11 protein-coding genes are annotated in these 10,982 nt (G+C 73.6%); 7 read left to right on the top strand and 4 right to left on the bottom strand.

The window, feature by feature from the left end:
- Positions 1-2: 2 nt before the first annotated feature.
- Positions 3-677, bottom strand: a complete 675-nt coding sequence (gene mtrA, locus ASF75_RS09980) for an MtrAB system response regulator MtrA (RefSeq protein WP_017888813.1) — start codon at positions 675-677, stop codon at positions 3-5.
- Between the two features lie 331 nt (positions 678-1,008).
- Between mtrA and ASF75_RS09975 the strand changes: the two genes are divergently transcribed.
- Genes ASF75_RS09975 through ASF75_RS09955 form a run of 5 tightly spaced genes read left to right on the top strand, consistent with a single transcriptional unit; the run spans position 1,009 to position 6,575 of the window.
- Positions 1,009-2,304, top strand: coding sequence for a glycerophosphoryl diester phosphodiesterase membrane domain-containing protein (locus ASF75_RS09975; RefSeq protein WP_056070926.1), 1,296 nt, complete (start codon positions 1,009-1,011; stop codon positions 2,302-2,304).
- On the top strand, positions 2,301-2,942 hold the full coding sequence (locus tag ASF75_RS09970) for a DUF4129 domain-containing protein (protein WP_056070922.1): 642 nt from the start codon (positions 2,301-2,303) through the stop codon (positions 2,940-2,942). Before ASF75_RS09975 ends, ASF75_RS09970 begins: the two co-directional genes overlap by 4 nt.
- A complete protein-coding gene (locus ASF75_RS09965) occupies positions 2,939-4,210 on the top strand; it encodes a DUF4350 domain-containing protein (protein ID WP_056070919.1) in 1,272 nt (423 codons plus the stop codon). The genes ASF75_RS09970 and ASF75_RS09965 overlap by 4 nt, the downstream gene beginning before the upstream one ends.
- A 5-nt stretch (positions 4,211-4,215) precedes the next feature.
- Positions 4,216-5,223: an AAA family ATPase gene (locus tag ASF75_RS09960; RefSeq protein ID WP_396121636.1), complete on the top strand. Its 1,008-nt coding sequence runs from the start codon at positions 4,216-4,218 to the stop codon at positions 5,221-5,223.
- Positions 5,223-6,575: a DUF58 domain-containing protein gene (locus ASF75_RS09955; RefSeq protein WP_017888808.1), complete on the top strand. Its 1,353-nt coding sequence runs from the start codon at positions 5,223-5,225 to the stop codon at positions 6,573-6,575. The genes ASF75_RS09960 and ASF75_RS09955 overlap by 1 nt, the downstream gene beginning before the upstream one ends.
- Before the next feature lie 13 nt (positions 6,576-6,588).
- Here ASF75_RS09955 and ASF75_RS09950 read toward each other — a convergent pair whose 3' ends face one another.
- Positions 6,589-7,587: a stage II sporulation protein M gene (locus ASF75_RS09950; protein ID WP_042538793.1), complete on the bottom strand. Its 999-nt coding sequence runs from the start codon at positions 7,585-7,587 to the stop codon at positions 6,589-6,591.
- A gap of 42 nt (positions 7,588-7,629) precedes the next feature.
- On the opposite strand from ASF75_RS09950, the gene ASF75_RS09945 reads away from it, so the two are divergent.
- Positions 7,630-8,499: an RDD family protein gene (locus ASF75_RS09945; protein WP_017888806.1), complete on the top strand. Its 870-nt coding sequence runs from the start codon at positions 7,630-7,632 to the stop codon at positions 8,497-8,499.
- 116 nt (positions 8,500-8,615) lie between these two features.
- On the opposite strand, the gene ahcY is transcribed toward ASF75_RS09945, so the two are convergent.
- Both ahcY and ASF75_RS09935 read right to left on the bottom strand, forming a co-directional pair.
- Entirely contained in the window at positions 8,616-10,094 is a 1,479-nt protein-coding gene (ahcY, locus tag ASF75_RS09940; protein WP_056070916.1) for an adenosylhomocysteinase, read from the bottom strand.
- A 102-nt stretch (positions 10,095-10,196) separates the two neighbouring features.
- Complete coding sequence (locus ASF75_RS09935; RefSeq protein ID WP_017888804.1) at positions 10,197-10,412, bottom strand: DUF3499 family protein; 216 nt, start codon at positions 10,410-10,412, stop codon at positions 10,197-10,199.
- Between the two features lie 59 nt (positions 10,413-10,471).
- On the opposite strand from ASF75_RS09935, the gene ASF75_RS09930 reads away from it, so the two are divergent.
- Positions 10,472-10,912, top strand: a complete 441-nt coding sequence (locus ASF75_RS09930) for a metallopeptidase family protein (protein WP_017888803.1) — start codon at positions 10,472-10,474, stop codon at positions 10,910-10,912.
- Positions 10,913-10,982: the final 70 nt, after the last annotated feature.

Here is a 10,982-nt window from a genome sequence, read left to right as displayed (position 1 = left end):
GCTCAGGCTCCTCCGGCGCGGTACCCGACGCCGCGCACCGTGGTGACGGTCTTCGGGTTGTCCGGGTCGTGCTCGATCTTCGCGCGGAGCCGCTGCACGTGGACGTTCACCAGCCGGGTGTCCGCCTTGTAGTGGTAGCCCCAGACCTGTTCGAGCAGCATCTCGCGGGTGAAGACCTGGTTGGGCTTCTCGGCGAGCGCCCGGAGCAGGTCGAACTCGAGCGGCGTGAGCGCGATCACGGTGTCGCCGCGGCGCACCTCGTGCCCGGCGACGTCGACCGTGACGTCGCCGACGTGCAGCACGGTGGCGTCGGATGCGCTGGGCCGCAGTCGGGTGCGGATGCGCGCGACGAGCTCCTTCGGGTTGAAGGGCTTCACGACGTAGTCGTCGGCACCGTTCTCGAGCCCGAGGACGACGTCGGCGGTGTCGCTCTTCGCGGTGAGCATGATGATCGGTGTGCCGCTCTCGGCACGGATGCGCTTGCACACCTCGATGCCGTCGATGCCGGGCAGCATGACGTCGAGCAGGACGAGGTCCGGCTTGGTGGCGTGGAACGCGTCGACGGCGTCGTTGCCGTCGGCGCTGAACTCGGGTTCGTACCCCTCGGAGCGGAGCACGATGCCGATCATCTCGGAGAGGGCCTGGTCGTCGTCGACGACGAGGATGCGCGGTGTCATGTGATCTGGACTCCGGGTGGCGTGCGGGAGTGCCGTGGTCGGCACGTGTCCCCACACGATAGCCGAGGCCCCGCCGCGCGGGGTTTTCCGACAGGATGGGGGTGGGACGTGCATCGCTGGCACGGTCCGACACGACGAGGGGGCTGGAGTCATGTCCGATTGGCACACACCGGGCGGTGGGCAGCAGGGTGCGCCGACACCGCCGGCGTCCGGACCGACACAGGGACCCGGACCCCAGCCAGGAGGCCCGCCCCGCTTCTCGGTGCCGCCGCAGCCCGCCCCGGGGTCGGGTCCGGGGCGACCGGGCGGTCCGTCCGGCGGCTCGCGTCCGGTGATCCCGCTGCGCCCGCTCGGTCTCGGCGACGTCCTGGCCGGCGCGTTCACGGTCTTCCGTCGGAACGCCCGCGTGCTGCTGCTCTGGAGCGTGCTGCTGAGCGGTGTGCTCGGCCTGCTGTCGACGCTGGCCAGCACGTTCGGGCAGCAGGCACTGCAGTCGCGGATGTTCTCCGCCCTCGACGGCGGCAGCGGCGCCGGCTCGGTGGCCGCGGGCACGCTGACGCTCACGGCGCTCATGTCGATCGGGCTGCCCTTCCTCGCCTACCTCGGTCGCGGGTTCCTCGTCGCGCCGGTCGCCGCGGACACCGGGCAGCGGGTGCTCGGCCGCCGCGCCACGTTCCGCGGGCTGTGGGCGCTGCTGGCCGGACGCCGCTGGCCGGTCGTCGCGTGGATGCTCGTGCAGACCGCTGCGGGCGTCGTCATCGCGATCGTCGCCGGGCTCGTCTTCTTCGGGGTCTTCGCGACGATCGGTGCCGCCGGCTCCGGGACCGGCTGGTTCGTGCTGGCGCTCGTGCTCTTCGTGCTCGGGCTCGGTGTCGTGGTCGTGTGGCTCGGCATCCGCTTCGTGTTCACCGTCCCGACGATCGCGCTCGAGGGCCGACCGGTCTTCGCCGCTGCCGCCCAGTCGTGGCGCCTGACCCGCGGGGCCTTCTGGCGGACCTTCGGCATCCTGCTGCTCGTGCAGCTGATGTTCGGCTTCGCGGCGTCGATCGCGTCGATCCCGCTCACCGTCGGCACCGTGCTCGTCGGGGGCACGTTCGACCCGCTCGGGCAGACCGGCGGTCCGTCGGGCGCCGGCGCCGGTGCGGTCATCGCGATCGTCATCGGCAGCCTGCTCGCGATGGCGGTGCAGTGCATCACTGACGTCCTGAGCGCGTCGGTCACCACATTCCTGGCCATCGACCGGCGGATCCGCACCGAGGCCCTGGACCAGCGGATCGCGTCGCACCTGGACTCCGGGCAGCCGACCGACCCGTTCGCGCCGTCCCAGCCCGTCGCGCGGCCGCCGTGGCCCCCGCAGCAGCAGTGGGGCGGCCAGCAGTGGCAGGCGCAGCAGCAGCAGTGGCAGGCGCAGCAGCAGCAGTGGCAGGCGCAGCAGCAGCAGTGGCCGGGGCAGCAGCAGTGGTCCGGGCAGCAGCAACCGCAGTGGCAGCCCGCACAGCAGCAGCAACCGCAGTGGCACCCCACCCAGCAGCCGTGGCAGCCGGGGCAGCAACAGCCGCAGTCCCAGTCGCAGCAGCCGCCCTGGCAGCAGGGTCCGGGCCAGTCGCCGCCGAACGGCAACGCGTGACGGCGGTCGACCCGGACGAGGCGCGTCGTCTGCTCGAACGCGAACTCGACCGGTCCGCCTACGACGGTGCCCAGCCGACGTGGTGGGACCGGGCCTCGCGGTCCTTCCTCGACTGGCTCGGCTCGCTCCGCGCCGACGGTCTCGACTCCCCCGCCGCGGCCCGCACCGCGCTGGTGATCGCGATCGTGGTGCTCGTCGCGGTCGTCGTGCTCGTCGTCGTCGCGCGGGGGCTCCCCCGACGGCGCGCCCGGGCCGGCGACGGCGACACCGGCGGGGTCTTCGACGCCGACGACCTGCGCTCCGCCCGCGAACTCCTCGAGGCGGCCCAGGCCGCAGTGCGCCGCGCCGACTGGTCGGCAGCGGTGCTGGACGGCTTCCGCGCGATCGCCCGCGGACTCGGTGAGCGCGACCTGGTGCCCGACGTGCCCGGTGCGACCGCCCGCACGATCGCCGCACGCGGCGCCGTGCCGTTCCCCGCGTCAGCCGGTGCGCTCGACGCCGCGGCGACGTCCTTCGACGCGGTCCGGTACCTCGGTGCCGAGGCCGACCAGGACACCGCCCTCCGCGTGCTCGACACCGAGCAGACCGTCCGACAGGCCCGCCCGGCGCGGGTCGAGGCACCGGTGGTGCCGGCATGACGGCCGACACCGCCACCCGGACGAGCGCCGCCCCGGCCTCGGCTCCGGCCTCGGATCCGGCCTCGGATCCGGCTTCCGGTCCGGCCGAGGGACGCCGGTTCCGCTTCGGTTTCTGGGTCGTGATCGTCCTGGTCGGGGTCCTGCTCGCCGCCCTGACGGCGGTGGTGCAGGGCACCGAGAAGGGCGCACCGCGCGCACTCGACCCGACCTCGACGACGGCGAGCGGATCCGCCGCCCTGGTGCGCGTCCTCGAGCAGCGCGGCACCGCGGTCACCGTGACCGACACCCTCGACGGCACCGGCGCGATCGACGGCGGCACGGTGTTCATCGACGACGCCGACGGCGCGCTCGACCCCGCCGTCGCGGAACGGATCGCGCGCACCGCCCGGCACACCGTGGTCGTGGGGACGAGCGGCGCCGGCCTCGACGCGCTGCTCGGCTTCCCGATCGACCCGCCCGGCCAGATCGACGGCGACGCCACCGTCTCGACGACCTCGTGCGGGATCCCCGCGGCGGCCTCGGCAGCGCGGGTCACGACCGCAGGCTCCGGGTACACCGTGCAGGACGAGAGCGCCGAGCGGTGCGCGCCGACCGGTGCGGGCGACTCCCGCGTCTGGGGCCTCGTCCGCACCACCACGCCGGGCGGTGACGTGACGCTGGTCGGCACCACCTCGGCGTTCCGGAACGACACCATCGCCACCGCCGGGAACGCCGCGCTGGCCCTCGGGCTGCTCGGCGGCGACGAGCGGCTCGTCTGGTACACCCCGACGGTCGGGACACCCGACGCCGCTCCGACCCTCGGCGAGCTCGCCCCGCCGTGGGTGCCGAGTGCCCTGGCCCTGCTCGCCCTCGTCGCCGTGGCTGCGGGCGTCTGGCGTGGTCGGCGCCTCGGCCCGCTCGTCGTCGAGCGGTTGCCCGTCGTCGTCCGGGCCGCCGAGACGACCGAGGGACGCGCCCGGATGTACGCCCGCACGCGGGACCGCACCCACGCGCTGGACACCCTGCGCGTCGCCGCCGTCCGACGGATCGCCCGGCTGCTCGGGCTCCCCCGCTCCGCCCACGTCGACGAGGTCGTCCGCGCCGCTGCGCAGGCGACCGGCATGCCGCACACCCGTGTCGGCGCCGTGCTCGTCGGCGGGACCACCGACGACGACCGCGCGCTCGTCGACGGCACCGCGGCGCTCGACGACCTCGAACGCGCCGTCCGCCGGGTGACCTCCGGCGACCACCCGACCTCTGACCCCGACCGACCAGGAGCACGACCGTGACCGACCTGCCCCCTGCCACCACCGAGCACGCCGCGGCGGAGCCCGACCAATCGAGCGCCGCCGGCACCGACCTGCGCGACGCGTTCGGCCGGGTCCGCACCGAGGTCGCCAAGGCCGTCGTCGGCCAGGAGGGCGCGGTCTCCGGCATGATCGTGGGCCTCCTCGCCCAGGGGCACGTGCTGCTCGAGGGCGTCCCGGGTGTCGCCAAGACCCTGCTCGTGCGCAGCCTCGCCGCCGCGATGACGCTCGACACGAAGCGCATCCAGTTCACGCCCGACCTGATGCCCGGCGACGTCACCGGATCGCTCGTCTACGACGCGTCGACCGGCACGTTCCCGTTCCGCGAGGGCCCCGTGTTCACCAACGTCCTGCTCGCCGACGAGGTCAACCGGACGCCCCCGAAGACCCAGTCGGCCCTGCTCGAGGCGATGGAGGAACGCCAGGTCAGCGTCGACGGCGACGCCCGTGCGCTGCCCGACCCGTTCTTCGTCGCCGCGACGATGAACCCGATCGAGTTCGAGGGTACGTACACGCTCCCCGAGGCGCAGCTCGACCGGTTCCTGATGAAGCTGACCCTCGACATCCCCCCGCGTGACGTCGAGTGGCAGGTGCTCCGACGCCACGCCGACGGGTTCGTCCCGCGCGACGTGCGGTCGGCCGGCATCACCCCGGTGGTCGGCGTCGACGAGGTCGTGCGGGCGCAGCGCGCAGTCCGCGGCGTCGGTGCCCGCGACGACGTGCTCGCCTACATCGTCGACCTGGCCCGGGCCACGCGTCAGGCGCCCTCGGTCCGGGTCGGCGTCAGTCCCCGTGGCGCGACGGCCCTGCTCGCGGCCGCGAAGGCCTGGGCGTGGCTCACCGGCTACGACGCGATCACCCCGGACCACGTGCAGGCGATGGCCCTGCCGGTCTGGCGGCACCGCCTGCGGGTCGCCGCGGACGCCGAGCTCGAGGGCGTCGGCGCCGACGGCGTGCTCCAGCAGGTGCTCGAACAGGTGCGGGTGCCGATCTAGTGGCAGTCTCCGGTCGGTTCGTCGCGCTCCTCGCCGTCGCCCTCGTCCCCACCGTGCTGCTCGGCAGCGGGTGGGCCGGTCTGGCGTGGGTCGGGGTGGTGCTGCTCGCCGCCGTGCTCGACGTCCTGCTCGCCGCCGACCTGCGCCGGGTCCGGGTGGAACGCCGGATGCCGCGGCTCGCCCGACGTGACAGCACCGCCGACGGCACGCTCGTGCTCGCGAACGACGGGACCCGGACGGTCCGTGGCGTGGTCCGCGACATGTGGGAGCCGTCGGCCGGCCACCGCCCCCGGCGGATCCGGATGACGGTGCCCGGCGGGGAGCGACGGACGGCGCGGATGCGCTTCACACCGTTCCGCCGCGGCCGACGTCGCACCACCGGGGTCGCCGTGCGGTCCTTCGGCCCCCTGGGCCTCGCGGCGCGCCAGCGGGTCGTGGCAGCACCGGGCGAACTCGTCGTCACGCCGCCCTTCCGGTCGCGGCGGCACCTGCCGTCACGCCTGGCACGGCTCCGCGAGCTCGACGGCGAGACCACCCTGCAGCTCCGCGGGCACGGCACCGAGTTCGACTCGCTGCGCGACTACGTCCGCGGTGACGACGTGCGCTCCATCGACTGGCGGGCGACCGCTCGGCGACAGGACCTCGTCGTCCGCACGTGGCGGCCGGAGCGTGACCGGCGCGTCGTCGTCGTGGTGGACGCGGGGCGAGCGGGTGCCGGCCGTGTCGCCGACGAGCCACGGCTCGACACGTTCATCGAGTCGGCGCTGCTCCTCGGCGCGCTCGCTGCCGCCGCCGGTGACCGGGTCGACCTGGTCGTCCTCGACGACACCGCGCACGACCGCGTGCACGGCGCCACCCGCACCGACGTCGTGCAGCGCTTCGGCGAAGCACTCGCGATGGCCGAACCCGGGCTCGCCGCGACCGACTGGGCGTCCGTGCCCGCACTCGTCGACTCGATCACGACCTCGCGCGCACTGGTCGTCCTCGCCTCGAGCCTGGACTCCGTCGGTGGCTCGGGTGACCTGCTCGCCGTGCTCCCCCGGTTGTCCCGGCGGCACGCGGTGGTCGTGACGAGCATCGAGGACCCGGCCGTCGAGCGGATGGCACACGGCGGGGTGGACCCGACCACGTCGATCCGCACCGCGCGGGGCGGACGGGTGCCGGGCCTCCCCACCGGCGCGGAGCGCGACGTCTACCGACGCGCCGCCGCGGAACGCACGCTGCTCGACGCGGACGGAGCGGCCGACGTCGCACGCCGATCCGGCGCCGAGGTCGTCCGTGGCGCGCCGGCGGACGTCCCGCCGCTCGTCGCCGACGCCTACATCCGGGCGAAGGCCTCCGGCCGACTCTGAACCCGGGCAGGCCCTAGCCGGCCACCAGGGCGGTGGAGCCGCGCTCGAACTCCTCGAGGTCGCCGCGCTCCCCCGCCCGGTAGGCGCGGCCGCCGAGCACCCACTGGTACGCGAGCACCGCGGCCAGGGCGATCGTGCCGATGCCGATCTTGATCGGCCACGGCCAGTCCTGCCGCGTCACCACGCCCTCGACGATGCCGGACAGCAGCAGGGTCAGGGTCAGGCCGATCGCGATGGTGATGAGTGCCCGGCCGTCCTCGGCGAGAGCCTGGGCGCGGGTGCGACCGGGGCCCGGTGCCACCCACGACCAGAAGATCATCAGCCCCGCGCCACCGGCCAGGAAGACTGAGTAGAGCTCCAGCTGCCCGTGCGGGGAGATGTAGAGGAAGAAGTCGGCCAGGCGTCCCTGGGAGTGCATGATCGCTGCGGACACCCCCAGGCTGACGGCGTTCTGCATGATCGAGAACGGTACGAAGACCCCGGTGATCCCGAAGGCGACCATCGTCGCGGCGATGTACGCGTTGTTCGTCCAGACCTGCGCCGTGAACGCCCCGAGACCGCGGTTCGAGTAGTAGTCGACGAAGTCCTGCGTGGCGTACCGGCGCAGGGCCTCGTCGCTGCCGAAGGTCGCCGTCGCGCCGGGGGTCGTGGTGATCCAGATCGCGACGATCGCCCCGATCGCCACCGTGGCGAGCGCGACCCAGATGGTCACCCAGCGGATCCGGTAGAGCGCCGCGGGGAGCTGCCGCGTGAAGAACAGTGCGACCGCGGTCAGCGGGTCGACGGGGGTGCCGGTGAAGCGCAGTCGGGCGCGGAACAGCGTGAGCGAGAGCCGGTCGCCGGTCACGGTGCGCGGTGCGGCACCGCGGATGCGGGCGAGGTCGGTCGCGGCCTCCTGGTAGCCGGCGACGAGCCGGTCGACGTCCGCACCGGACCGGTGCCGGGCACGCGCCAGCCGGTCGAGCTCCTGCCACCGGTCACGATGCACCTCGGCGTAGGCATCCAGGTCCACGAGTTCCCCCTCAGGTCGCGCGATCTCCGACAGAATGATCCCATGCCGAAGCCCCGCACGCCGCGTGACCTCGCCGACGCCCGGTTCTCGCGCGATCTCGACGAGACCGCCGACGAGCTCGTGGTGGGCGAGGGCGTCGCGCTCGACGTCCAACCCGCCGGACTCGTGCTGCGGCTCGCAGCGGCCCTGCTGGACGGCCTGTGCGTCCTCGTCCTGTTCGTGCTCGCGATGTTCGGGGTCGCACGACTCTGGCCGAGGGGCCTCGAACCCGCCTGGGGTGCTGCGCTGAACATCGTGCTGCTCGTCGTCGTGCTGGTGCTGGTCCCCGCCGCGGTCGAGACGGTGACGAAGGGGCGGAGCGTCGGACGGTTCGCCACCGGCACCCGGGTGGTCCGGCTCGACGGCGGTTCGATCGGGTTCCGGCACGCCTTCACCCGGTCGCTCGTCGGCCTGTTCGAGCTCTGGATGACGTTCGGGTCGGTCGCCCTGCTCGTCGCGCTGTTCGGCACCCGGCCGAGGCGCCTCGGGGACCTGCTCGCAGGCACGATCGTGCAGCACGAGCGCCTGCCGAAACAGCGCGACCCCGAGGTGCTCCTGCCACCGGAACTGGCGGCGTGGGCCGGCGTCGCGGACGTCTCGGCGCTGCCGCAGCGGTTGGAGAACCGGCTCGGCGCGTTCTTCCGCGGGGCGGCGCTGATGCGACCGGAACTGCGCGAGGCAGCGGCGCAGTCGCTCGCGGCCGAGGTGTCGGCGTTCGCCCACCCCGTGCCGCCCGTGCCGCCCGAGGTGTTCCTGGCCGGGGTCGTCGTGCTGCGTCGTCGTCGGGACGTCCGGGCGCTGGGTGCCCGCGCCGAGCTGCTCACCGCAGCGGGGTCCACGGCGTCGGCGCGCCCGCCGGGCTTCCCCCGCTGACGCAGCGCGCGGCGCCGGGCTCCTCGCACGACACCGGTGTTCGCGCGCCGAACACCCGCGTGCCGGGGTGCAACGTGCGAACACCGGTGTCGTGCGGGAGCGCAAGAACGCCGACCTCAGTAGCGGTAGTGGTCCGGCTTGAAGGGGCCCTCGACGGGGACACCGATGTACGCCGCCTGCTCCGGACGCAGCGACGTCAGCTGCACCCCGAGGGCGTCGAGGTGCAGGCGCGCGACCTTCTCGTCCAGGTGCTTCGGCAGCACGTACACGCCGGTCGGGTACTCGTCGCGCCGGGTGTGCAGCTCGATCTGCGCGAGCACCTGGTTCGTGAACGAGTTGCTCATCACGAACGACGGGTGGCCCGTCGCGTTGCCGAGGTTCATGAGCCGCCCCTCGGACAGCACCAGGATCGACCGCCCGGTCGGCAGCCGCCACTCGTGCACCTGCGGCTTGATCTCGACCTTCGAGACGCCGGGCAGCGCCTCGAGCCCGGCCATGTCGATCTCGTTGTCGAAGTGCCCCACGTTCGCGACGATCGCCAGGTGCTTCAGCCCGAGCATCTCGTCGACCCCGACCACGCCCAGGTTGCCGGTGCACGTGATGACCATGTCGACGGTGTCGACGACGTCCGCCAGGCGCGCGACCTGGTAGCCGTCCATCGCCGCCTGCAGCGCACAGATGGGGTCGACCTCGCTGACGATGACGCGGGCGCCCTGCCCGCGGAGCGCCTCGGCCGCCCCCTTGCCGACGTCGCCGTAGCCGACGACGAAGGCGACCTTGCCGCCGATGAGCACGTCGGTGGCGCGGTTCAGACCGTCGGGCAGCGAGTGCCGGATGCCGTACTTGTTGTCGAACTTCGACTTCGTCACGGAGTCGTTGACGTTGATCGCCGGGAACTTCAGCTCGCCGTTCCGGAACAGCTCGTACAGACGGTGCACGCCCGTCGTGGTCTCCTCGGTGACGCCCTGGATGTCGGCCGCGATGCGGGTCCAGCGGTCGGACGAGGTCTCGAGCGACCGCGCGACGGTGTCGAGCACGATCTTCCACTCGGCGCTGGCGTCCGGCTCGGCGACCGGGGCGGCACCGGCGGCCTCGGCGTCGGCGCCGGTGTGCACGAGCATGGTGGCGTCGCCGCCGTCGTCCAGGATCAGGTTCGGGCCGGTCCAGTCCGCACCGGCCGCGGCGGCCTCGTCGCTCCAGTCGAAGATGCGGCTGGTGCACCACCAGTACTCCTCGAGCGTCTCGCCCTTCCACGCGAACACCGGGACGCCGGCGGGGGCGTCCGGGGTGCCGGTGGGTCCGACGGTGACCGCCGCGGCGGCTTCGTCCTGGGTGGAGAAGATGTTGCAGCTGGCCCAGCGCACCTGGGCGCCGAGGGCGACGAGCGTCTCGATGAGCACGGCGGTCTGCACCGTCATGTGCAGGGACCCGGCGATGCGCGCGCCGGCGAGCGGCTGCGCCGCGGCGAACTCGTCACGCAGTGACATCAGGCCCGGCATCTCGTTCTCGGCGAGGCGGATCTGGTGCCGGCCCGCCTCGGCGAGGGACAGGTCGGCGACGCGGAACACAGCAGCGGTGCGGGTTTCGGTGGGCATGCCCGCCAGTCTTCCATGCCGGGAGGCGCGGGTCACCAGCCGATCCCGGTCACGTTCCCCGGGCCTCCAGATCGCCCCCACCCACGTCGCGGACGCGCGCCGTCAGTCCGCGTCGCGCGGGAGCGGCTCGCGCCGCACCACCTGCCAGCCGCGCGGGACGCGCAGGGTGGCCGCGTGGCGGGCGCAGAGGTCGTAGCCGTGCGGTTCGACCCGGGTCGACAGCGGACCGATGACGACCATGGAGTCGCCGTAGTCGTACGTCAGGGTCGACGAAGCGCTATTGGCACACGCCACCTTGCTGCAGATCCGCACGTCCATGTCGTCAGGGAGCCTAGCGGAGCGTCCGGCGTGCGCCCGTGCCCGCGTACGATGTGGGGATGCGTCGGAAGCCTCGCCTCGTCACCCCGGTCGACCGCGGTCGGGGGCGCTCCCGGCACGGCCGTGGCGGGCGTTCGAGCGTCACCGGACCCGAACTCGCGCCGATCATCACCCGCGCCGAGGCGTTCGACCGCATCGTCGGTGACAGTGCGCACTACCTGCTCGGCCTGTGGCCCGAGGAACTCGCGGGCGTGGTCTTCCAGGTGGCGGACATGCCGAGCGACCAGACCCTGCCGGACGAGATGCCACGTTGGCGCATCGACCGTGACACCCGCCGCGTGACCGTGTTCCGCATCCCCGTGGAGCGGGTGAACCGGAGCCCCGAGAAGGACGACTCCGACCGCCGCATCATCATCGAGACCGCGGTGTTCCGCGCGGTGGGCGAGCTGATCGGCAAGGACCCGTGGGACCTGGCACCGGACCGCTACCGACACTGGTGAAGCGGACCGGCCGCACCGCGCCGACCCGCCGGTGAGCCGGACCGACCGCACCGTGCCGACCACCCGGGCC

This window comes from Curtobacterium sp. Leaf154 (assembly GCF_001424595.1).
GTDB lineage: Bacteria > Actinomycetota > Actinomycetes > Actinomycetales > Microbacteriaceae > Curtobacterium > Curtobacterium poinsettiae.
Note: the sequence above shows the minus strand (reverse complement) of the source record. Positions and strands in the feature narration are given on the sequence as shown.